This is a genomic window from Psychrobacter sp. Marseille-P5312 (genome assembly GCF_900291405.1).
GTDB classification, from domain to species: domain Bacteria; phylum Pseudomonadota; class Gammaproteobacteria; order Pseudomonadales; family Moraxellaceae; genus Psychrobacter; species Psychrobacter celer.
Genome location: NZ_OLML01000001.1, coordinates 2465963 through 2489048 on the forward strand (window position 1 = coordinate 2465963; position 23086 = coordinate 2489048).

Annotated in this window: 16 protein-coding genes; 11 read left to right on the top strand and 5 right to left on the bottom strand. The window is 48.0% G+C overall.

Annotated features, from left to right (window positions below):
• Positions 1–10 precede the first annotated feature (10 nt).
• The 8 genes from C6W44_RS10670 to mmsB all read left to right on the top strand — a co-directional run bounded on the left by C6W44_RS10670 (position 11) and on the right by mmsB (position 11791).
• On the top strand, positions 11–1150 hold the full coding sequence (locus tag C6W44_RS10670) for an MFS transporter (RefSeq protein WP_264755637.1): 1140 nt from the start codon (positions 11–13) through the stop codon (positions 1148–1150).
• Between the two features lie 311 nt (positions 1151–1461).
• Positions 1462–3132, top strand: coding sequence for a fatty acid--CoA ligase (locus C6W44_RS10675; protein ID WP_105245532.1), 1671 nt, complete (start codon positions 1462–1464; stop codon positions 3130–3132).
• 231 nt (positions 3133–3363) lie between these two features.
• Positions 3364–5403 (top strand): propionate--CoA ligase, encoded by a 2040-nt coding sequence (locus C6W44_RS10680; RefSeq protein ID WP_227526423.1) that lies wholly within the window; start codon positions 3364–3366, stop codon positions 5401–5403.
• Between the two features lie 313 nt (positions 5404–5716).
• The gene (locus C6W44_RS10685; protein ID WP_105245534.1) at positions 5717–7201 is read left to right on the top strand and encodes a CoA-acylating methylmalonate-semialdehyde dehydrogenase; all 1485 of its coding nucleotides are present in this window, start codon (positions 5717–5719) and stop codon (positions 7199–7201) included.
• Positions 7202–7408: 207 nt separating this feature from the next.
• Positions 7409–8569, top strand: a complete 1161-nt coding sequence (locus C6W44_RS10690; RefSeq protein WP_105245536.1) for an acyl-CoA dehydrogenase family protein — start codon at positions 7409–7411, stop codon at positions 8567–8569.
• A gap of 66 nt (positions 8570–8635) precedes the next feature.
• A complete protein-coding gene (locus C6W44_RS10695) occupies positions 8636–9418 on the top strand; it encodes an enoyl-CoA hydratase (protein ID WP_105245538.1) in 783 nt (260 codons plus the stop codon).
• Between the two features lie 61 nt (positions 9419–9479).
• Positions 9480–10745: an enoyl-CoA hydratase/isomerase family protein gene (locus tag C6W44_RS10700; RefSeq protein WP_105245540.1), complete on the top strand. Its 1266-nt coding sequence runs from the start codon at positions 9480–9482 to the stop codon at positions 10743–10745.
• A gap of 92 nt (positions 10746–10837) precedes the next feature.
• A complete protein-coding gene (gene mmsB, locus C6W44_RS10705) occupies positions 10838–11791 on the top strand; it encodes a 3-hydroxyisobutyrate dehydrogenase (RefSeq protein ID WP_105245542.1) in 954 nt (317 codons plus the stop codon).
• Between the two features lie 152 nt (positions 11792–11943).
• Here mmsB and C6W44_RS10710 read toward each other — a convergent pair whose 3' ends face one another.
• Positions 11944–12702 carry an IclR family transcriptional regulator gene (locus tag C6W44_RS10710; RefSeq protein WP_105245544.1) on the bottom strand — a complete coding sequence of 253 codons (759 nt, stop codon included), beginning with the start codon at positions 12700–12702 and terminating at the stop codon, positions 11944–11946.
• A gap of 604 nt (positions 12703–13306) precedes the next feature.
• Between C6W44_RS10710 and C6W44_RS10715 the strand changes: the two genes are divergently transcribed.
• Entirely contained in the window at positions 13307–14188 is an 882-nt protein-coding gene (locus C6W44_RS10715) for a hypothetical protein (RefSeq protein WP_105245546.1), read from the top strand.
• Positions 14189–14608: 420 nt separating this feature from the next.
• Here C6W44_RS10715 and C6W44_RS10720 read toward each other — a convergent pair whose 3' ends face one another.
• From C6W44_RS10720 to C6W44_RS10730, 3 genes are all read right to left on the bottom strand, one after another.
• A complete protein-coding gene (locus tag C6W44_RS10720; RefSeq protein ID WP_105245548.1) occupies positions 14609–15376 on the bottom strand; it encodes a 4'-phosphopantetheinyl transferase family protein in 768 nt (255 codons plus the stop codon).
• A gap of 116 nt (positions 15377–15492) precedes the next feature.
• On the bottom strand, positions 15493–16011 hold the full coding sequence (pal, locus tag C6W44_RS10725; RefSeq protein WP_105245550.1) for a peptidoglycan-associated lipoprotein Pal: 519 nt from the start codon (positions 16009–16011) through the stop codon (positions 15493–15495).
• A 204-nt stretch (positions 16012–16215) separates the two neighbouring features.
• Entirely contained in the window at positions 16216–16896 is a 681-nt protein-coding gene (locus C6W44_RS10730) for a DUF6231 family protein (protein WP_105245552.1), read from the bottom strand.
• A gap of 517 nt (positions 16897–17413) precedes the next feature.
• Here C6W44_RS10730 and pepN point away from each other — a divergent pair.
• Positions 17414–20056, top strand: a complete 2643-nt coding sequence (gene pepN, locus C6W44_RS10735; RefSeq protein WP_105245554.1) for an aminopeptidase N — start codon at positions 17414–17416, stop codon at positions 20054–20056.
• Between the two features lie 261 nt (positions 20057–20317).
• On the opposite strand, the gene C6W44_RS10740 is transcribed toward pepN, so the two are convergent.
• Entirely contained in the window at positions 20318–21400 is a 1083-nt protein-coding gene (locus C6W44_RS10740) for a 3-deoxy-7-phosphoheptulonate synthase (RefSeq protein ID WP_105245556.1), read from the bottom strand.
• Between the two features lie 326 nt (positions 21401–21726).
• Between C6W44_RS10740 and lpxB the strand changes: the two genes are divergently transcribed.
• Positions 21727–23058, top strand: coding sequence for a lipid-A-disaccharide synthase (lpxB, locus tag C6W44_RS10745; protein ID WP_105245558.1), 1332 nt, complete (start codon positions 21727–21729; stop codon positions 23056–23058).
• Positions 23059–23086: the final 28 nt, after the last annotated feature.

Genomic DNA, 23086 nt, shown 5'->3' on the forward strand with positions numbered 1-23086 from the left:
AAAGCTGACCATGGGGCTTATCGGCATGTTTGCTTTTTTGCAGGTCTATTCTGTGCAGGCTATCTTGCCAGTGCTTATCACAGATTTTGCTGCCACGGAAGTACAGGCGGGTATGGTGGTTGGCGCGACGGTACTGGCGATTGCAATTATGTCGCCTTTTTTGGGTATGCTGTCTGATGCTGTCGGCCGTAAGGTGTTTATTGTTGGTGCCTTATTGTTTTTGGCGATACCAACGGCGCTTATCGCTCAAAGCCCGAGCATCGGCTGGATGGGGATTTGGCGGTTTTTACAGGGGTTTTCTGTACCCGGTATCACGGTGGTGACGATTGCTTATATCGGCGAGGAGTTTGAGGGGCGTGCGGTCACAGAGCTGATGTCGTTTTATGTATCAGGCTCGGTGCTTGGCGGCTTTATGGGCCGGTTTTTGCTGGGGCATTTGCATGAGCTGATCGGCTGGCGTGCAGGCTATTATGTGATGGCGGCGATGACGCTACTTGGCGCTTTATGGGTTACTAAGATGCTGCCTGCGTCGCGGCAGTTTGTGGCCAATCCAAACTTTCGCTCGGCGATACAGACGCTCGGCGAGCACTTAGCCAATCGTTACGTAGTGACTTCTTGCTTATTGGGCGCTTGCGTGCTGTTTTCGTTGGTTGGCTGTTTTACCTTTATCAATTTGCACCTTGCAGATACGCCTTATGAGCTGAGCACTGGGGCGCTTGCCAATATTTTTGCCGTGTATTTACTGGGGGTGATCATCACGCCGCTTTCTACCACATTGCTGCGCCGCTTTGGCTCAGCGCGTACGGTACGCGTGGCCGTGGTGGTCTCTATGCTTGGCGTACTGCTGACATTGGTCGCGCCGCTTTGGGGCGTGGTGATTGGGCTGGCGGTGATGTCGTCTGGAGTGTTTATTACCCAGTCGGCGACCATCAGTTATATCGCGGTCAATGTCAAAAAAGGCCGCTCTTTGGCGTCGGGTCTATATTATATGGGTTACTATGCAGGCGGCACGCTGGGTGCATGGCTGGGCGGTATCACCTATGCGCGCGGACAGTGGTCGCTGACGGTGTGGCTATTATTGTTTGTGCAGATTTTGGCGTTATTGGTTGCCAGTATTGGGATGATTAAGACCAAGTCACACGCCGCTTAAATCTCTTGTCGAATATCGGCAAAGTAGAATATCGGTAAAGTAGATAGACGAGGTATGCAGCCCTGTGGTTGGTGCTCTTTACCTGAGACCGCTTTACATGGCATGGCTTTTTTCTTACTATTGATCAACAGTATTCATACTTGATATGATTAACCTATTTTAAAATAGGGGCTTATTTAAAGCAGGTGCTTGGCTGACAAAGGTTTGGCATTGACTTTTCAGTAAGAAAAAACAACAACAATCTGGATGTTTCATGCTTTACTTATAAGTATCTGTTATCCACAAAAACGAAAGACAAGGACGTTACATTTATGTCAAATATCTATCACAGTGCACCTGCTGCTTATGACTATCCATTGCTTGTCAAACAGCTTCTTAATCGTGCTAAGACGGTTTCGCTCGAGCAAGAAATCGTGTATGCAGATAAACAGCGCTTTACTTATAGCGAGTTCTTTATCCGTATTAACCGCCTAGCCAATGTCTTAGATAGCCTTAACCTGGACGCAGGGGACGTCATCGCTGTTATGGACTGGGACAGCCACCGCTATCTTGAGTCTTATTTTGCGATTCCGATGTCAGAGTATATCTTACAAACGGTCAATATTCGCCTATCACCAGAAAAAATCCTCTATACCATCAACCACGCCAAGCCCAAAGTGCTGTTGCTCAACTCTGAGTTTGCGCCGTTGGTCAAAGACTATCAGTTTGAAAACTCCAGTATCGAGCATATTATTTGGCTAGATGATAATGGGGTGTCGCACGAGGGCGTGTTTGGCGGCAATCAAAACCGCGTCACAGGAGAGTATGAGGCACTGCTGGCAGCGGCTGATAGTGAATTTGATTTTCCAGATTTTGATGAAGACACCATCGCCACGACTTTTTATACCTCAGGTACGACAGGCGATCCAAAAGGCGTGTTTTTTAGCCATCGTCAACTGGTGCTGCATACGCTCACAGAAGCAGCGACTTTGGGTATGTTGCCCAACAAGCAAGGCGTCAGCTACGGCGACGTCTATATGCCCATGACGCCGATGTTCCATGTACATGCGTGGGGTTTTCCGTTTGCCGCCACCATGGTCGGCCTAAAGCAAGTTTATCCAGGTCGCTATGCCCCCGACAGTCTGCTGGATTTGATAATCAACGAAAAAGTCAGTATCACTCATTGTGTGCCGACGATTTTGCAAATGGTGCTAAAAGAAGCACAAGAACGCGAGGCCAGTTTCAATGGTCTAAAAATGATCATCGGCGGTTCAAGATTGACAGAGGGTCTGGCAAAGGCTGCGTTAGCACAAGGCATTGAGGTCTATACCGGCTACGGTATGTCAGAGACAGCGCCTTTGATTAGCCTAACGGAGTTTAGCCTTGATGAGCCTGAAATGAGCGAAGAAGAGGATGTTGCGCGCCGCTGTATGACCGGTAAGCCAGTACTGATGGTCGATGCGCAGATATGGGGCGAAAACAACCAGCCAGTGGGCACAGGCAAAGACAAGACAGGCGAGCTGGTGCTACGAGCGCCGTGGCTCACCCAAAGCTATCTAAAAAATGATGATGCTGGTAAAGAGCTGTGGGAAAACGGCTATATGCACACTCAAGATATCGCATACATACGCCCTGATGGCTATATCCGTATCACTGATCGTCTAAAAGATGTGATCAAATCAGGCGGTGAGTGGATATCATCATTAGAGATTGAGACGATTTTGTCGCTACATCCAGCGGTGGCTGATGTCTCGGTGATTGGGGTGCGTGATAAGCAGTGGGGCGAGCGTCCGCTGGCGTTGGTTGTCCTAAAACCTGCCTGCCAAGATACTAAAGTCGAAGATATCAAAGCCATCGCAGAAAAAGCAGTCGAGCGTGGTATCATTCCCAAATATGGCGTCCCAAGTCAGTTTAAGTTTGTCGATGATTTGCCAAAGACCTCAGTTGGAAAACACGATAAAAAAGTCATGCGAGAGATGTACGCCGATCAAACAGAGGTTTGATAGACAAAAATGGGCACCCATGATGCCCCTGCCTGTGTTAAAATATCGATGAGAATATAGGCATAATAGTTGACCTTTATCGATTGCTCTGCTACATTTTAAACCGATACATAACGTATCGGTTTTTTTAGTTCTGGTAAGGATGACCAGTACCTCATTTAGACATGTTGTTATGATAATGTCTGATAAGGCCTTATTGCCCCACCTATCGTCACGCTAAGGACAGCTATTATGAGCGACACCATTCAAACTCCTATTGCCAATCAAGAGTCAGCCACCAATATGGCCGACAGCGCCTCTCAATTTGCAGATATCTACCACGCCTCAATTCATGATCGAGAGCAATTTTGGGCGGAGCAAGCAAAGCGTATCTATTGGCACAAAGAGCCTGAGCAAATCCTCGATGACAGCAATCTGCCCTTTGCCAAATGGTATGTCGGCGGCGAAACCAACCTATGCTATAACTGTGTCGATCGTCATCTAGCAGAGCGCGCCGAGCAAGATGCTTTTATTTGGCTGTCTTCTGAGATTAACCAAGAGCTGATAGAGACTTTTCCTGCTATTGTTGATGCGTTCAAGGACTTGGGTAACCATGTCGAGCTATATACCGATTATGCCAAGCGCCGCCTGACCTACAATGACCTTTATAAAGAAGTCAATTATTTTGCCGATGTGCTACAGCGTCATGGTATCGGCAAGGGCGACCGCGTCATCATCTATATGCCGATGATTTTAGAAGCCGCTTATGCCATGCTGGCCTGCGCTCGTATCGGTGCGGTGCACTCGGTGGTATTTGGTGGCTTTGCCGCGCACAACCTCGCCATTCGTATGGATGATGCTGAGGCAAAAATGGTCATCACTGTCGATGCAGGGCTACGCGGCGGTAAAGTGGTCAATTATAAGAGTTTGGTCAATCAAGGTGTGGCGCAAGCAACGGTCAAGCCCGAGCATGTATTGGTGGTCAATCGCGGGGTGCTACCATTTGAGCCGCAAGCCATCGATGTCGACTATGCTGAGCAGCGCCGCATTAGCTGCGAAGCCAATGCCACTGTTGAGCCGGTGTGGCTAGAGTCCAACACACCATCTTATTTGCTTTATACCTCAGGTACGACCGGTACACCCAAGGGTGTGCAGCGCGATACCGGCGGTCATGCAGTCGCCCTGACCACCTCGATGGATTATATCTATGATGGCAAAGCCGGCGAGACCTTTTGGGCGATATCAGATATCGGCTGGGCGGTCGGGCACTCTTATACCATCTATGCGCCATTGCTCGCTGGTATGACCAGTGTGATGTATGAAGGTCTGCCGCATCGCCCAAACCCAGGTATCTGGTGGCGAATCGTCGAGGCCAATAAAGTCAATATCTTATTTACCGCACCGACGGGTGTGCGTATGCTCAAGAAGCAAGATGAGACATGGATGACGCGTTATGATGTCTCAAGCGTCAAGTCGTTTTTCTTAGCAGGCGAGCCACTTGATGAGTCAACAGCCAATTGGCTGACCAAGCATTTAGGCGTTCCGATCTTAGACCACTACTGGCAAACAGAGTCCGGCTGGCCGATTTTGAGCAACACGCCCAAGTTCAATCACAAACCGCACAAGCAAGGCTCACCTGGTTATCCCATGTATGGCTATGATGCTCGCGTTCTCAACGAAGAGACGGGCGAGCCATGCGCAGCAGGCGAAAAAGGATTGCTGGCAATCAGTGCACCACTACCGCCTGGCTGTCTCACCACGGTATGGCGCAACGATGAGCGCTTTATGAGTAGCTATTTTGGCTTGTTTGATGGTCAGCAGTACTCAACCTCAGACTATGCAGTCACTGATGAAGACGGCTATTTTTATATCTTAGGGCGTACCGATGATGTGATCAATGTCGCCGGTCATCGTATCGGTACCCAAGAGGTAGAAGAGGCCATCAGTACCCATCCTGAGATGGCGGAATGCGCGGTCGTCGGTATTGCAGATGAGTTAAAAGGCGAGCTGCCGATTGCTTTTTGTGTGTTAAAAGATCATGAGCAAGTGAAAACGACCGAAAACCGCTTTCGCATTGAGCAGCAGGTCATCGGTGCGGTGGTAAAATCGCTTGGCGGTATCGCAAGGCCGGCAGCTATTTATTTCCCGCAAGCACTGCCAAAGACCCGCTCTGGCAAAATCTTACGCCGCGCTATTCGTGCCTTAGCAGAAAACAAACCCACAGGCGATATGTCGACACTCGATAACCCAACTGCAATCGATGCAGTCAAACAATCTATGCAGGATTATTAGGGCACGCCCGAATCTTCTCTTATGGCGGCTTTCCCAATAAGTCAAAATACAATCTAAATACTAAAAAGCTCATGCTCGCTCATGGGCTTTTTGGTTTTTGATGATAAGAAAATGCAGATAGCCAAAAATCTTAGATAAAAGTTTGATAAAGCCCTTGACCCTAAATTTGTTTTATTGCTATAGTCAATAACGATACAAAATAAATCATTTTAAATTAATTGTTAATCCAATAAAAACTTTTGGTTTTTTATCCCTTTTAAGTATAACTAGACACCTTGACAAGGTCGTCTCGCAGACAAGATAAGGATATCTTATGCACCACGTTCAGCAGCTCATCAATGGTCAGTTTGTAGACTCTACTACCAACGAGTGGATCGATATCACCGATCCTGCTAGCCAAGAGGTCATCGCCAAAGTGCCGCAGACCACGGATGATGAAATTAATCAAGCCGTCGCCGCGGCTCAAACAGCCTTTCAAACATGGCGCAAAACACCCATCACCACGCGCGCACGTATTTTTTTAAAATACCAGCAATTGATTCGCGAGCATATGGATGAGCTGGCAGAGACTTTGACAGCAGAGCAGGGCAAAACTATCGCTGATGCGCGCGGGGATGTGTTCCGCGGTTTAGAAGTGGTCGAGCATGCTGCAGGTATTGCCAACCTACAAATCGGTGATTTTGTCGAAAATGTCGCTTCAGGCGTTGACACTTATAGTATCTGGCAGCCGCTTGGGGTTTGCGCGGGTATCACGCCATTTAACTTCCCAGCGATGATTCCATTATGGATGTTCCCGATGGCGATTGCCACGGGCAACACTTTTATCCTAAAGCCATCTGAGCAAGACCCGATGGTGACCATGCGTTTGGTTGAGCTGGCTATCGAAGCGGGTGTCCCTGAAGGCGTGCTAAACGTCGTACATGGTGGCAAAGCCACAGTTGATGCCATCTGTGATCATCCAGATATCAAAGCGGTATCGTTTGTCGGCTCTAGCGCTGTGGGTAAGCATGTCTATGAGCGTGCCAGCCAATCAGGCAAGCGTGCTCAGTGTATGATGGGCGCAAAAAACCACGGCGTTATCTTGCCAGATGCCAATAAAGAGCAAACGCTCAATCAGCTAGCGGGCGCAGCCTTTGGGGCAGCAGGTCAACGCTGTATGGCGCTATCTGTCGTGGTGCTGGTCGGTGCGGCAGGCGAGTGGATCGATGATATAAAGGCCAAAGCTGAGAGCCTAGTGGTATCTGCTGGTAAAAACGATAAGGATTTGGGGCCACTGATTTCTCCTGCGGCAAAAGCACGCGTTGAGCATCTCATCGGTACAGGGGTAGAAGAAGGGGCGAGCTTGCTGCTTGATGGTCGTGGTATCACGGTTGAAGGGTTTGAAAAAGGCAACTTTGTAGGACCGACTATCTTTGATAATGTCACAAGCGACATGCAAATCTATAAAGAAGAGATCTTTGGCCCTGTGCTGTGTATCATGCGCGCCGATAGCTTAGATGAGGCGATTGAGCTACTCAATGCCAACCCGCATGGCAACGGCACTGCTATCTTTACCCAATCAGGGGCCGCAGCACATAAGTTCCAGCAAGACGTGCAGGTCGGACAGATCGGCATTAACTTGCCAATTCCTGTGCCACTACCGATGTTCTCATTCTCAGGCTCACGTGCCAGTAAACTCGGTGATTTGGGTCCTTATGGCAAACAAGCGGTGCAGTTTTATACCCAAACCAAGACGGTCACAGCGCGCTGGTTTGATGACGAGGCCAGCCGCGGGGTCAATACCACTATTTCGATATAAGGCCTTAGTCTGTGTCATTGCGGTATAGTGTCTATCTTGCTGGTTGTCGCCATGTGTGTTTTTGCCATGCAAGTATGTGTCGATGACGTTATACCGCTGTTATACTGTATGACCGATACGGTATCAATCATACCGTTAACCGACGTTAAAACAGGAACGGCTGACCCATTTTTACTCTATTTGTAATGCATGCACAAGGATGACCCCATGGATTTTTCATTGACCGACGACCAGATCGCCTTTCGTCAAACCGCCAAACAGTTTGCTCAAAAAGAGCTCAAACCAAACGCCGCTGAGTGGGACCGCACCTCACATTTCCCAGTCGATGTCATCAAAAAAACCGGCGAGCTTGGTTTTTTAGGGCTCTATACCAATCCAGAGTATGACGGCCTTGGGCTACCGCGCTTAGACTCCGCCATGGTGTTTGAGGAGCTGGCATGGGGCGATACCGCGGTCGCTGCTTATATGAGTATTCATAATATGGCAGGCTGGATGATCGGTGAGTATGGCAGCGATACTCTGTGTAAAAAATATCTGCCAAAGATGGTCAGTGGTGAGTGGCTTGGCAGTTATTGCTTGACCGAGCCCAATGCCGGCTCGGATGCGGCCTCACTACGTAGTAAAGCCGACAAGCAGGGCGACTATTATGTGTTAAATGGCGAAAAGACCTTTATCTCGGGCGCAGGCGCGACCGATGTCCTGGTCGTCATGGCACGAACAGGCGCCGCCGGACCCAAAGGTATATCGGCGTTTGTCGTCGATGCCCATAGCGATGGCATTGAGTACGGCAAAAACGAGCACAAAATGGGCTGGAAAGCACAGCCCACACGTACCATCAGCTTTAAAAATGTCAAAGTCCCAGCTGAAAATCTAATCGGCGAGGAAGGCCAAGGTTTTCGTATTGCGATGAAAGGCTTGGACGGTGGACGTATCAATATCGGTATCTGTGCGGTCGGTACAGCGCAGTCGGCGCTTGAGACCGCGACCAATTATGTGCAAGAGCGTAGCCAGTTTGGTAGCCCGATTGCCAGTCTGCAGTCGGTGCAATTCAAGCTTGCTGATATGTTGACCCAGACCATTACCGCACGGCAAATGCTGTATCTGGCGGCCAACAAAGTCGACAATCAAGACAGCCAAGCATCGACCTATTGTGCGATGGCAAAGCGTCTGTCTACCGATCTTTGCTTTGATGTGGCCAACCAAGCACTACAACTGCATGGCGGCTATGGCTATCTCAATGAGTATCCGCTTGAGCGTCACGTGCGAGACTTGCGCGTCCATCAGATATTAGAAGGCACCAATGAGATCATGCGCGTGATCGTCTCGCGTCAGCTGATGCATGATGATGCGCTGAGCCAGCTACGCTAATCTTGGTATTCAGTGTTTATGGCGTGTCTTCACTTCAAAAATAGTGATGAAAATAAAGGATTACTTATGACGGATTATGCCAATCTCAACCTAGCTATTGATGGTCACATCGCCACCGTGACACTAAATAATCCACCTGCTCATACGTGGACGATGGATAGTTTGCCCGCGCTCAAGCAGTTGGTGACGGATCTTAATGCCAATGATGAGATATATGCCCTAATCATTCATGGCGATGGTGAAAAGTTCTTTTCAGCAGGGGCGGACCTAAATAATTTCTCAGACGGTGACAAAGGCCGAGCCATCAGCATGGCCATTGCTTTTGGCGAAGCGTTTGAAGCCTTATCTGCTTATCGCGGCGTTAGTATTGCAGTCATCAACGGCTACGCGATGGGCGGCGGGCTTGAGTGCGCGCTGGCCTGTGACATCCGTATCGCAGAAGCACACGCCCAGATGGCACTACCAGAGACAGGTGTGGGATTATTACCTTGTGCTGGTGGTACACAAAATCTGCCGATGCTGGTGGGTGAAGGCTGGGCCAAGCGTATGATATTGTGCGGCGAACGCGTCGATGCCGAGACGGCCTTGCGTATCGGCTTGGTTGAGGAAGTCGTGGACAAAGGCGCAGGACTACAAGCAGCACAAGCGTTGGCAAAAAAAGCTGCCAAACAGTCTCCTGTTGCCGTTAGTTTTTCTAAAGCGCTTATCCAAGCAGCTAGACATAACCCGCCTGCGCAAAACCTCATCCATGAGCGCGAAGCATTTGTAAAGCTGTTTGATACCGAAGATCAGCGCGAAGGCGTGCAAGCATTTTTAGAAAAACGTCAGCCAACTTGGCAAAATAAATAAACGCCTAAGACTGTCTTGATAAAACGCCCTAATATTCATTTTACTTTTTGTAGGTCTTTTTATGACAACCTCAACAGATAACAATAATCAAAACGCTGCTACGCCTGCCGCGCCAGTATTGTTTGATACTGAACAGACAGACTGTGGTCATCTCATTGGTATTATGACGCTTAACACACCAAAATCTCTCAACGCCCTAAGTGTCGAGATGTGTCAATTGTTGGCTGCGCAATTAGAGCAGTGGGAGTGTGACGAGCAAGTAGTGGCGTTGGTGCTCAAGGGCGCAGGCGACAAGGCGTTTTGTGCAGGTGGTGATATTCGCAAGCTATATGACAGCATGTCAGAGTCTGCACCACTACCTAACCCTTATGCGACAGAGTTTTTTGGTCATGAGTACCGTCTCTATCGGCAGATGCATTTTTATTCCAAGCCGCTGATACTCTGGGGCGATGGCATCATTATGGGCGGCGGTATGGGGCTGATGGCAGGGTGTAGTCACCGTGTGGTCACTGAGCGTACGCGCTTTGCTATGCCTGAGGTGACCATTGGGCTGTTCCCTGATGCCTCTGGTAGTTGGTTTTTGCAGCGTATACCCGCCAAGATGGGATTGTTTTTAGGCCTGACTGGGGCGATGTGTAATGGCAACGATGCCATCTTGTCCAATCTAGCTGAGTATGCCGTGAGCAGCGGTGATTATGATGCCATCTTACAACGTCTCAAACAAAGCGATTGGCAGCAAGCCGCTCACCGTACAGACATAAGTCATCAGCATCAGCGCCAGCATAACAGCGCGCACGATATCGTCAGCCGTGCATTAGCGGCGCAGCCTGTCACTGAGTTGCCCGCTAGCAAACTGGCCACCTATTGGCATGCCATTGGACAGTTAATGAATAGCGGCGGATTGAGTGACATTGATGCCATCTTGCAAAGCGACGCGGCGTTGGAGAAGCTAGATACCGACTTTGCGCAAGACAGCTGGACACAGCGCGCTGTTGCCACTTATCGGGCAGGTTGCCCTGTGACAGTGGCGTTGACTTATGCACTGTATCATCGAGTCGCAGACCTATCGCTTGAGCAGGTCTTGTACCTAGAAGCCAATGTCGCTGTACACTGCGCTGCCAACCCTGACTTCAAAGAAGGGGTACGGGCGCTGCTGATTGACAAAGACCGTAACCCCAATTGGTCGCGTGCTTTGGCAGACTGTCTCAGCGCCGATGGACAGGCATACATTTATCAGCATTTCACCAATCCCTATGCGGCAGGCGAGCACCCATTGGAAGGCTGGCTGGGCAGTGAGGCTCTGGGGAGTCAGATTATCAATCACTAACAGTCTACTAAAAATAAGAGCAGATCTGCCTAGGCAGCCGAGCAGGCGCTACTGGCAATAACATAAAAAATCAATCATCAAGGAGTGATGAGATGGGTATGAAGGACACAAATACCAAAAATGCAGCAAAGAGTGCCGCGGCAAAACCAACGATTGCCTTTATTGGTCTTGGTAATATGGGCGCACCGATGGCAGAAAACCTATTGAAGGCAGGCTATCCGCTATCAGTATATGACTTATCTGCAGAAGCATGCGAGCGCCTGAAGCAAGCAGGTGCCAGCGTCGCTACCAGCCCAAAAGAGGCGGCGAGCAATGCGAGCGTTGTGATTAGTATGTTGCCAGCGGGCAAGCACGTTCATTCTGTCTATCTAGGTGAGAATGGATCTGATGGCTTGCTAGCAGAGCTGCCCAAGGGCACACTGGTCATCGATAGTAGTACCATCGCTGCCGCTGACGCCAGATTGGTAGCAGACGCCGCAACTGGTCTTGGTATAGACTTTTTAGATGCGCCCGTCTCTGGCGGTACAGGCGGTGCCATCGCTGGTAGTTTGACCTTCATCGTTGGCGGTAGTGCTGACGCATTTGCCAAAGCGGAGCCGATACTGGCGGTGATGGGCAAAAACATCTTTCATGCAGGCGAGCATGGAGCAGGACAGGTCGCCAAAATTTGTAATAATATGCTCTTAGGTATCTTGATGGCAGGGACGGCAGAGGCCATCAATCTAGGCGTAAAAAACGGCCTCGATGCCAAAGTATTGTCTGACATCATGCTACAAAGCTCTGGGCGCAACTGGACACTGGAGGTTTATAACCCTTATCCTCAGGTGTTAGAAAACGTGCCTTCGAGCAAGGGCTACAAAGGCGGCTTTATGAGTAAGCTGATGCAAAAAGACCTCAATCTTGCCATGCAAACTGCCAAAGATACCGCGGTTGAGACACCGATGGGTGCCAAGGCGACAGAGCTCTACGACGATCACGCGCGCGAAAATGGCGACAAAGATTTTTCTAGTATCATGGGGCGTCATGACCATTCGGTGCTGTCTTAAAGTGCCTAATTCTTGAATTGCCTAGTCTTTGAAATATCTAGTCTTTGAAATATCTGTCTCGAACGCACAAAGCTACTAAAGGCACTCGTCTCAAAGCAAAAAAGGTCTGCGCTATCTGTGATATCGCAGACCTTTTGGTTATAAAATTCTGCTTAGTTTTGTAGCTCATAGACCAAAGCCTGAATATCCTGAGCGGCTGTCTGCAGGCGCGGCACATGCGTCATCAGCTCGTCTAATGACACGCGTATGGTCGGCGCATGCAAGTACAAAGAGGCCAGATAACGTGACTTCTTATCTAATACAGGTACAGACACCGCCACCATCTCCGAGATAAACTCTTCGTTGTCGATACCGACCCCTGTCTCAGCGATTTTATCCAGCTCTTGATTGAGCGCATCGATATCTGTGATGGTGTTTTTGGTAAATTTATCCAAAGGCAAGCCTTTCAATATCTTGTTACGGCTGGTGGTGGAGAGCTGGCTCAGATACAGCTTACCCGTTGCTGTACACCACATCGGAGACTTGACGCCCACAGGCAGATAAATCTGCAAGGGTAGTGAGGTCTGCGCGCGGTTGGTATAGAGCATATTCATATGATAAGGAATCGCAATCCCGCAAGTCTCTTCGATCTCCTCGACCAGCTTATGCAAAACCATCTGCCGCTCATTAAAAAACTGGCGCTGCTGCCACAGCTCAACGCTCAAATTGCGTACTCGCTTGCCAGGTATGATGCCGCCGCCGATATCAACAGTGACAAACCCCTCATCCACCAGATTTTGAATCAAACGATGGATGGTCGGTTTTGGAATGTCCAGCTCTTGCGATAGCTCAAGTGGAGAGAGCGGCTTAGAAGCATAAGACACCGCTTCTATAATCTCTAACACACGGGTAATCGACGATACTTTAGGCATATAAATGGCTCGATAATAATAAAAGAGGAGAAAGCGCAGTCGCTTGCAACGCGTTAATAATTATAACAAAAAATCATAAACCTGAGGCTTTGTAACTGGTTTATTACTGTCTCTAATTTAGCACAATATAACGCTTAGACAAACGTTAGTCGCGATATATCAAGACATTTATGTCATTTATTTTCCTAACTGATTTTTTTGTCCAAAAACACCCCTAGATACGTCAACTCACAAAACACAACAATCTGTAGTAATAAGCTATATAACTGTTATTGAAGCTGAGACGTCATTAAGCGATGATAATGACATATTTTGTAATATCCTTACATGAGTATTAAGTCACTTAAGTCACTTAAAAATCATGTCTACGCTGTTGGATCAGTTTGAGAGCGTTGTGTAACAGAAAGTTGAAGTTTTGCCGGTTGATGTAGCAATTATTACAATACCTATGCAATCTTTACATAATGGCAAATAAAAAGCGCGTCTGTAGGGGTGACTTTTTGAGCCAAAATTGTTTTAATCTGCTCAACAAAATGATGGATTTAAGAAGAACTAAATTATCATTTTTTTTGGGCGAGTTATTCCACACTTTAGGAGAGTATTTATGAAACTTATTAAACTAACAGCAATTTCTGCTGCCGTTTTGGCTTCAACTGCTGCACTAGCGGCTGAGCCAGTTGTCGTTGTTGATGACAACACAGCTGTCGCTTATGAAGCAGAGCCAGTCGCTGTCGCTTATGAAGTAGAACCTGCTTATGCATACAATGCTGATGCTGGTGTGGTACGTAACACCACTGGTGCTGTCGTTGGTGGTACTAAGACTTTCTTCCAAACCGCTATCAACCCAGCTGCTGTCAGTGCTGAAGTTGGTACACTAGGTTATGGTGCCAATATCGCTTGGGGTTTGAATGAAAAAACTGAACTACAAGCCGGTTGGGCAGGTGGTGATGTTGCTGACCTGTTTGGCGGCGACTTTGATGCAAACGACGTAAACTATGATGTAGATGCTGACTTTAGTAACCCATACCTAGGCGTACAATTACGTCCTACTGGTAACTGGTTCACTATGGGCGCGGGTATCATCGTACCGGATAACGATCTCGATGTAACTGCTAACCCAGAAGGCGGCGTATATAAAATTAACGACGTATCATACAACGCAGATGATGTAGGTACTTTACAAGGTACTATGGAACACCGCAACAAGCTAGCGCCTTATGCTACTATCGGTTTCCGTCCTAACATCACTGAAAACTTTGGTCTATTCGGTGAGCTTGGTGCAGCATACATGGGTAAAACAGATGCTACTGTCAGTGCAACCCAAACTGGTACAGTGCGTGTAGAAGATGGTTTCATTGAGGGTGGTACTGTTGTGCCAGGACTAACCCCTAACGACGTTGCAAAACGTGCTGAGCAAGAGCTAGAAGATAAAGACTACTTAGAGTGGATGCCAATCGTAAAAGTTGGTGCAACTTACCGCTTCTAATTTAATCACAGTCTACTGGCTGTTATTAAATAAATAAAAAACGATCCTATTTATTAGGGTCGTTTTTTTGTGCGCTGATTAGGGCGTGTTGAACATTCACAAATAGGCACTGCTGATCGCTAAAATTGTTCCAGACAAGGCGCAAAGCGACGATAATGCAGATGCCTTAGCTAGATTTGCAACGCAGTATGGCGCAATTTTAGCATCAGCCGTAGGGACAGGACTCTTTTTTGCCGCTTCATTGGTAAAAATAGACGCTTAGAGCGACTAAGCTTACTATTTTTACCTTCGAATCGTCTAAAAAATAGTCTCTGTCAGTGCCATGGTTGAGTGTTCAACATGCCCTAATAACAAGTAGTAAGATGACTAGCGATTAAATAGAGGATATGCAATGCTTTAGATGTTGGCTGGATATCCTCATCAAAACACAATTACAATATGCTGCCTAGGAATGATGGCGATACGGTACCCTGTTTTTTTATCCATCACAGTCATCAGATGATGGTCGTCTATCACGCTGTCTATCAAATCCTCAACCAGATAAGCGTAGTCGATACCCAGCCCTTGCGCGAGGGTGTATTGATATACCTTGATATAGCTTTCTTTTATTTGCCATAGCTGCTTTGCGATTGCATCACGCTGCCATGCAGGCAGTCGTTGCAATACTGCTTTTTCTTTACCGGCATAAAAACGCCGAACCACCTGCCAAGCTACCTCATTTGCTTCTATATCGATGCCAGCAGGACGATGCTGGCTGAGAATGACGGCCACCTGATTGTATAGACAGCTCGTTGGTTGAGTGTTGCTATTATCAGTATCGTCTGTATTTTTTGCGCCTGTATGGCTAAAGCATACATAGTATTTGCTACGAGCAAGCTGATAAGGAAAGGCTGACTCATCTAAGGTATCGTCTATCTGTAGCTTGGTGAGTAGCTGTTGTAACAACAGCCTTACGCCTTGCCGCTGTAGTTGGCGCTGCTGCTGCGCCCGATCAGGTGCTGATATGTCTGTAGCCTCACGGCAATACTGCCATTGCTGGGTATCATCTATATGGGTGTTTAGGTCGTATCGGCTTAGATAGGGCGGTTTATTGATACGCTTATGGGCAAGGGCGTTGACACGGGCGGTGGCACACCATGTCGTAGGCCCAAGCCTCACAATATGAGTTTGTGTCAAGTATAAGGGCATAGGTGTAGCCGCAGGTTTTATGTAGAAGTAGGAAGTATAAAGCCCAGCAACGTGATATTGCTGGGCCTTTTTAGTATTACGCTGACGATTGGTAATACGAGCGTATGGGATTTGTCTTAATAAGACAGCTCCGCGCGGCGGTTTTGCGCATAGGCGGCCTCGGTGGTGCCAGCGGCGGCAGGGCGCTCTTCACCGTAGCTGATGATGCGGATATTATTGACCGCGACACCTTGAGCGGCCAGATAGTCACGCGCTGCTTGGGCGCGGCGCTCGCCTAGCGCCATGTTATACTCGCGGCTACCACGCTCATCGGTATGACCAGCAATCACTACGCCAGCGGCTGGGTTTGAGCGTAGCAAGCTTGCGTGTTGATTGAGGACATTGGCCGCTTGTGCGGTGATTTCGCTACTATCGAAGGCAAAGTAAACGACGGCTTGCAGGTTGTCTGCGCCAGTGACGACGGTACTGGCGTTGTCTACGATGACGGCACCATTATAGCCCGTTTGACCGCCTGGGATACCTAGCGGGGCAACCACAACTTCAGAGGTGGCGCGTTTGGTCGCACAGCCTGTAGTGATTGCGACAGCGCTTGACAATACAGCGAGAACTGCAAGCTTAGAAAAACGAATTGACATGGTGAGCTCCTAAAATTTTTAATTAACGTTGTTGTTGTAAACTGCTTCGATAAAACTCAGGCAATTACCATTTATCATATATTCAGTGTTATTTTATGTAAGTAGTATTACTGTAAATAACTCGAGAATTTACAATCAGATATGCTCGTTTTGTTATATATAGCCGTTTTGATAAATGCTCTGATATCGAGACAGAAAAACAAACTACCAGCGGTGCTTGTCCCAGTTTTCAGGGTTTGCCCAGTAGTCGGCATTGAGCCAGTTAGGCAGCTGTTTGTAGTCATACAGATTAAATTGCCACAGTGTCGCTGATCCAAGAGCATGGGCGGCGGCAGGCATCTGGGTCATATCGGCACCTGATAGGTCGGTCTCTTCTGTCAAAGTAGAAGTCTGTAATATATCAAACGGGGTAAATCCGTAGGGTTGTAAGTCGATATTGTGCTCAAGGGCGATGAGTAGATGGGCGGCGTATAGGTCGCGATAGCGCATGAGTAATGGGATATACTGCTGTAGCTGCTCTGCTGATAGCGTCGGCAACCAAAAACACACCAGCTCATACCGCTCAGATACTGGCTGTTGGTTGAGCGCCAGTAAGGTCGATGAGGAAAGTTTGTCAGCGGGCTGTGTGGTATCGCTGGCTTGAAAAGCAGCATGGTTGGTAAGCGCGGTATTTAATAACGCTAGCGTGTTTTTGTCTTCGGTTACCCACAGTAGATCGGGCAGTAGCTCGGGCTTATCGTCAATTTTATGTTTGGTGCTTTTGCTATCTGATTGAGTGTTTGTCTGCGCATCAGTTGCCTGTGCTAGAGTGGGCAATAGCGCATCGATATAAGCTATTAATAAAGGTAGCGTCACCTCTGCGCGACGCGTGGATTGCTTTGTCATATGATAGGCCGTTTCTCAAATGGTAATCGTCAGGGCCTTTATTAAATCATTTTGGTATGCATTATCCAATGAAAAATTGAGGCCTGACGACTAAACTTACTATTTTTACCAAAGCCAGCTATCTGACTGACTTATTTAAATTTGACTATAAACCACGGATTATCAGCGCCACAATCTAGGGAGCTGCTCTTGAAATTTGGTGATTTAGGCCAATGTAGCTAAAAAATAAACAGCTAAACCACGTAAAAAACTTAAAATCTAACACAGGGCTTTTAGGTGTTAAGGTTAGGGCGTGTCTTCAATTCACTCGATAGTTATCTAAATGGGCTAAAAATGGCCAAATTTTGCCAAACATCGTCAAATAGCGGGTTTATATCACGATATTAACGGCGCGATTCTCCTTGTTTGACCGCAATTTATCTCATTTTTATCACCATTTTTGAAATAAAGACACGCCCTAGGAAGCGCTAGGAATTTTAATCACACGTATTTTTTATAAATAACAATAGGAACCCCCATGTCTACTGCTGAAACAGATACCCAAATTATCAACCCTGAAATGCCTGATGTGCCACCGCAAGCACCCAGCAAAATCAATCTAAAAGACTATCAAAAGCCAAGCTTTGCTGTCGAAACGGTCGATTTGGATATCAAGCTATATGAAGACCACGCGCAGGTAGCTAGCACGCTACAGATGGTGCGCCAAAGTGCAGGGGATCTTGTGTTATTTGGTGAGGATTTGGCGCTACTGGCAATCACTATGAACGGCGAGTCATTGCCCTCCGAGCGCTATCAACATAGGGCAGGCAAGCTGACGATAGCAGATGCCCCTGATAACGTTACTTTAGAGATACAAGTGCGCATCTGTCCGCAGACCAACACAGCGCTTGAGGGGCTATATATGGCGGGCAGTGGCGACGATACCATGTTTGTCACTCAGTGCGAGCCTGAGGGGTTTCGTAAGATCACTTTTTATCCAGATCGTCCTGATGTGCTGGCGGTATTTACCACGCGCTTGGAGGCGGATAAACGTTATCCAACGCTGCTGGCCAATGGTAATTTGGTAGAGGCGGGCGACGTCAGTGGTACAGCAGACCGTCATTATGCCATCTGGCATGACCCGACCAACAAGCCAAGCTATTTGTTTGCTTGCGTCATCGCTGATTTGGATGTGCTGACGGATTCATACACCACCAGTGAAGGGCGCGAGGTGACGCTTGAGCTTTATGCCAAGTCTGCCGATATTGATAAGTGTGATGTCGGTATGCAGGCGCTAAAAGATGCCATGCGCTGGGACGAGGTCAACTATGGCCGCGCTTATGATTTAGACCGTTATATGATCGTCGCTGTCAGTCAATTTAATATGGGCGCGATGGAAAATAAAGGCCTAAATATCTTTAATACCGCTTGTGTGCTATCTAGTCCTGAGACGACTACAGATGCGCGCAGTTTTAGTGTCAAATCTATCATCGCCCACGAGTATTTTCATAACTGGACGGGCAACCGCATTACCTGCCGTGATTGGTTTCAGCTGTGTCTAAAAGAAGGCCTTACAGTGTACCGTGATCAGTCGTTTTCTGCCGATCAGCAATCAAGCGCGGTACAGCGTATCGATGATGTGGCCACCTTACGCGCGCATCAGTTTGCTGAGGATGCAGGGCCGCTTGCGCATCCTGTGCGCCCTGAGAGTTTTGTTGAGATTAATAATTTTTATACGACGACTGTCTATGAAAAAGGCGCTGAAATCGTGCGTATGATTGCCAATACGCTAGGGCCAGTCAACTTCCGAAAAGGGACAGATGAGTATTTCCGCCGTTATGATGGGCAAGCGGTGACGGTGGAGGACTTCTTATCTGCGCTCAGTATTACCGATAGCAAGATTGAGGACTTTATCGACTGGTATCGCCAGCCTGGTACGCCTGTGGTGACAGGGCACCAAGACTATGACAGCGACACGCAGACGTTGACCATTACGTTGAGTCAAAAAACTCGCCATGTCGCAGGTTTTGATGCGCCAAAGCCTCTGCCAATACCTGTAGCGACGGCACTGTTTGATCGAAATACTGGCAATATCGTCGCCGAGCGTATGTTGCTGCTTGATCAAGAAACACAAGCCTTCGTCTTTGAAAATGTGACTAGCGAGCCTGTAGTATCGCTATTACGTGACTTTAGTGCCCCTGTGCAGCTCAACTATGCTTATCAAGATGCTGATTTGGCGTTTTTACTTGAGCACGAGACCAATGGTTTTAACCGCTGGCAAGTAACGCAGATGCTGGTCAATCGTATCTTGCTACAAAACAAAGGCGAGAAAAGTAGCCCAGATATTTATCTGCATGCACTGGCGCAGACATTGCCTGTGCTTGCCGCCGAGGATGCGATGCTGGCGGCACGCTTACTGGATATTCCATCGGCGCAGGAGCTGGCTTCTGCCATACCGCAGGACTATGACCCAGAGGCGATCAAAGCGCAGCGTGAAGGTTTATATCAACAGCTGGCTTTGGCATTAAAAGATGAGTGGGCAGAGCTTTATGAGCAGCTACCCATACAGGCGTATCAAGACAGTGCCGATGCTCGCGGCAGACGTGCGCTGCGTAATGTGGTACTCGATATGGCAGTGACCGCCAACGTTGAAGGCGCAGCAGCATGGGCGCAGCAGCAATATGACAATGCCAGCTGTATGACAGAGCGTTTTGGCGCGTTAAAGGTGATGGTCAATCATCAACTGGCAAAAGCTGATGACTATCTAGCAGATTTTTATGAGCGTTTCCAAGACAATGATTTGGTTATTGACTTGTGGTTTAGTGTGCAGGCGTCTGCCGATACGGTCACCCCTGACGCCATCACTGCATTGCTTAACCATAAGGACTTTGATTGGAATACGCCCAACCGTGTCCGCTCGGTCATCGGTGCCTTTGCATCGCAGCCTACCGTACTCTGGACAGCTGATGGACTGGATATCTATACTGGTGTCATCAAAAAGCTGGATACTGCCAATCCAGTATTGGCATCGCGCTTATTACAAGTGCTAGCGCGCTGGAACACTTTGGCTGAGCCGCGCCGTCAGATGGCGCATGAGCAGCTGCTTGATTTACAAAAGCAGGTATCGTCTAAGCATGTACTTGAGAGTTTAGAGAGTGTGCTTGGGTCTACAGGCGAGTAGGATAGGATATAGTCGATGCACTCTAAAAAGCGCATAGCGCTACTGGGATGCTATTTTTAAACGTAGGTTGCGCAGCCTCTGGGAACGCAGCACGCAAGTAAAATTTATACCAGTAGCGCGTTTAAATTTATATAACAGTTTTATTTTCAACTGACTATCATAAAAAGCCCGCCCGATATGCGTATCGGGCGGGCTTTTTTTAGCGTATCACAGTATCAATGCTGGGCGTGTTAGCTAGACGATAGCTCTTTGCATTGATAGTTAGCGATTTGGCAAGACGTCTTTGACCATATCACGCAGCTTGTATAGAGCTGTGACCGTACTGTCCCAATCCAAGCAGCCGTCGGTGATAGATTTGCCATACTCAAGCTGGCTTAAGTCGGCGGTCAGCTTTTGATTGCCGCCTTTAAGGTGACTTTCGATCATCATACCGATGATGGATTTGTTGCCGTTTTGGATTTGTTCGGCGACGTTCGCGATGACCATTGGTTGTAGATATGGGTCTTTACCTGAATTGGCATGGCTTGAGTCAATCATGATTTTGCCATTGGTTTTGCCTTTAGCCAGTGCGTTTTCGGCTTGTGCTACCGCCGTTTCATCATAGTTTGGTTTACCATTACCACCGCGCAATACCACGTGAGCGTAAGGGTTGCCTTTTGATTTGATGATAGAGACTTTGCCATCTGCTGATAGACCTAAGAAACTATGGCCTTCTTTGACCGCTTGCATGGCGTTGACCGCGACTGTCATTCCGCCGTCGGTGCCGTTTTTGAAGCCCACTGGACAAGACAAACCTGAGCTCATCTCACGGTGTGTCTGGCTTTCAGTGGTACGCGCACCAATGGCTGACCAGCTGATCAAATCCTGCATGTATTGCGGCGTATTTGGGTCCAAGGCCTCGGTGGCACACGGCAAGCCTTTTTCGTTGAGATCTAACAAAAGCTTACGCGCCGTACGCAAGCCTTTTTCGATATCAAAGCTGTCATTCATGTCAGGGTCGTTGATCATGCCTTTCCAGCCCACCGTTGTACGGGGTTTTTCAAAATAGACACGCATCACCACAAATATGCTATCTTCGATCTCTTTTGCCAATACCGCCAAACGATCGGCGTATTCGTGAGCGGCTTTAATATCGTGAATAGAGCAAGGGCCGACGACCACAAACAAGCGCTTGTCTTTACCGTCCAAGATATCTTGGATAGTGTTGCGACCTTTTAGGACAGTATTATAAGCTTTGTCTGACAAAGGCAGCTCAGCTTTTAGCTCAGCGGGAGTGATCAAAGGAATGAATTTTTCAATATTCACGTCGTCAATATCTGCATTATGGGTAACTGATGTTGTCATGGTTATATATCGTCTAGCTGATTTATAGGGATATTCATTATGCGGACAAAAGCGCTGGTTGACAAGGGTAATCATATAGTTAATTAACTGATAACTGGAATGAGGAAGCTAAAATCCAGTTATCATTGTGACGCCTGCGTTGGATATAAAAACAGGCGGCGCGTGGTTTTTGTGAGTCAATTTAGCTATTTTGGCCGTCGTTACGTATGATGGCAGCGTCAATGAGCATCGTTATTAGCGTTATCAGGCCTTATGGCAACTGACATGTGTTATATTTTATAATTGTTTTTATCGTACCTTTATCATCTTCATATCGAGAGCTTGTCATGACAGATTTTGCTATCCTTAACCACGCCCTTGGTGTGACGCCAGACGCAACGGTACAGACGCTTGAGAGTCAAAGCACGGCTGAGCTTTTGGTACCTGAGTCAAACGCGGGTCCACTAGTCATCGGTATCGTCGCAGGTGAGGTGTCAGGTGATAGCTTGGGTGCCGACTTTATGCAGCAGATGAACAATCTGCGCGATGATATTGTTTGGGTCGGTGTCGGCGGCGCCAAGATGCAAGCACAAGGATTACAAAGCATCTTTGCATTAGAGCGATTGGCTGTTATGGGGCTGGTTGAGGTCATGGCACAACTGCCAGATTTGCTAAAGGCACGCCGTGAGTTATTAGTAGCGTTTCAAAACGCTGCTATCGACTGGTTTATTGGTATCGATGCACCTGATTTTAATCTGCGGGTCGCAAAAAAACTAAAGCCCAAAGGGGTTTTTTGTGTTCAGTATGTCAGCCCTTCTATTTGGGCATGGCGTGAGTCGCGTATCCATAATATCAAAGCAGCCACCGATTTGGTGCTGTGCTTGTTTCCGTTTGAGTTGCCAGTCTATGAGCGTCATAACCACCCAGCAATCTGTGTCGGTCATCCGCTGTTACGCACCATAGACCAAGGGCTGCTCGCGACACCTATCAATCAGCGCCGCAGTGAGCTGGTCTGGCACAATGATGGTTTACAGCAGTTTTTTATTGATCGTTTTGATGAAGTCAGTCAGCTCATTTGTGTAATGCCAGGGTCGCGGCGCGGGGAGATTACCGCCATCTTGCCTTTGATGCTCGATGGTATTCAAAAATTGATATTACTGGACCCAAAACTGTGTTTTATCATCCCTACTGTGGATCAAAACCATCAATATATCGTGCAGGATGTCATCGATAAACGCTCAGAGCAGCTGCGCGCCGCTATTGTGGTGGTCTACGATGATAGCCAGCCAGCCTTTAGTCAGCAAGCGATGGCAGCAGCCGATGTGGTGATGCTAGCCTCAGGCACCGCGACACTAGAGGCGATGCTGCTTGAGCGACCGATGGTGGTGATTTATCAGTTAAATCAGCTGACCTATCAGATCGCCAAGCGTCTGGTAAAAGTGCCTTATGTGGCGTTGCCCAATATCCTAGCAGATGCCGCGATAGTGCCTGAACTGATACAAGAGCAGGCGAGTGGGGACAATATCTGCCGTACGGTGATGCGTTTATTACAGCCACGCGCCTATGCCGAGCAAATGAGCGATCTGCTTACCACCAAACAGCTATTACAGCAGCAGAGCAACCATGAGCCGGCAAACAGCGTCATCGAGCAATGGTATAAGCAAAACCATCAGCAATAACACATGTCATATGTGCCTTATGGCAGCA

Excerpts from the sequence above, each read along its gene's own strand:
- C6W44_RS10670 (WP_264755637.1), top strand. The coding sequence starts at position 11 with ATGGGGCTTATCGGCATGTTTGCTTTTTTGCAGGTCTATTCTGTGCAG.
- C6W44_RS10675 (WP_105245532.1), top strand. The coding sequence starts at position 1,462 with ATGTCAAATATCTATCACAGTGCACCTGCTGCTTATGACTATCCATTG.
- C6W44_RS10680 (WP_227526423.1), top strand. The coding sequence starts at position 3,364 with ATGAGCGACACCATTCAAACTCCTATTGCCAATCAAGAGTCAGCCACC.
- C6W44_RS10685 (WP_105245534.1), top strand. The coding sequence starts at position 5,717 with ATGCACCACGTTCAGCAGCTCATCAATGGTCAGTTTGTAGACTCTACT.
- C6W44_RS10690 (WP_105245536.1), top strand. The coding sequence starts at position 7,409 with ATGGATTTTTCATTGACCGACGACCAGATCGCCTTTCGTCAAACCGCC.
- C6W44_RS10695 (WP_105245538.1), top strand. The coding sequence starts at position 8,636 with ATGACGGATTATGCCAATCTCAACCTAGCTATTGATGGTCACATCGCC.
- C6W44_RS10700 (WP_105245540.1), top strand. The coding sequence starts at position 9,480 with ATGACAACCTCAACAGATAACAATAATCAAAACGCTGCTACGCCTGCC.
- mmsB (WP_105245542.1), top strand. The coding sequence starts at position 10,838 with ATGGGTATGAAGGACACAAATACCAAAAATGCAGCAAAGAGTGCCGCG.
- C6W44_RS10710 (WP_105245544.1), bottom strand. The coding sequence starts at position 12,702 with ATGCCTAAAGTATCGTCGATTACCCGTGTGTTAGAGATTATAGAAGCG.
- C6W44_RS10715 (WP_105245546.1), top strand. The coding sequence starts at position 13,307 with ATGAAACTTATTAAACTAACAGCAATTTCTGCTGCCGTTTTGGCTTCA.
- C6W44_RS10720 (WP_105245548.1), bottom strand. The coding sequence starts at position 15,376 with ATGCCCTTATACTTGACACAAACTCATATTGTGAGGCTTGGGCCTACG.
- pal (WP_105245550.1), bottom strand. The coding sequence starts at position 16,011 with ATGTCAATTCGTTTTTCTAAGCTTGCAGTTCTCGCTGTATTGTCAAGC.
- C6W44_RS10730 (WP_105245552.1), bottom strand. The coding sequence starts at position 16,896 with ATGACAAAGCAATCCACGCGTCGCGCAGAGGTGACGCTACCTTTATTA.
- pepN (WP_105245554.1), top strand. The coding sequence starts at position 17,414 with ATGTCTACTGCTGAAACAGATACCCAAATTATCAACCCTGAAATGCCT.
- C6W44_RS10740 (WP_105245556.1), bottom strand. The coding sequence starts at position 21,400 with ATGACAACATCAGTTACCCATAATGCAGATATTGACGACGTGAATATT.
- lpxB (WP_105245558.1), top strand. The coding sequence starts at position 21,727 with ATGACAGATTTTGCTATCCTTAACCACGCCCTTGGTGTGACGCCAGAC.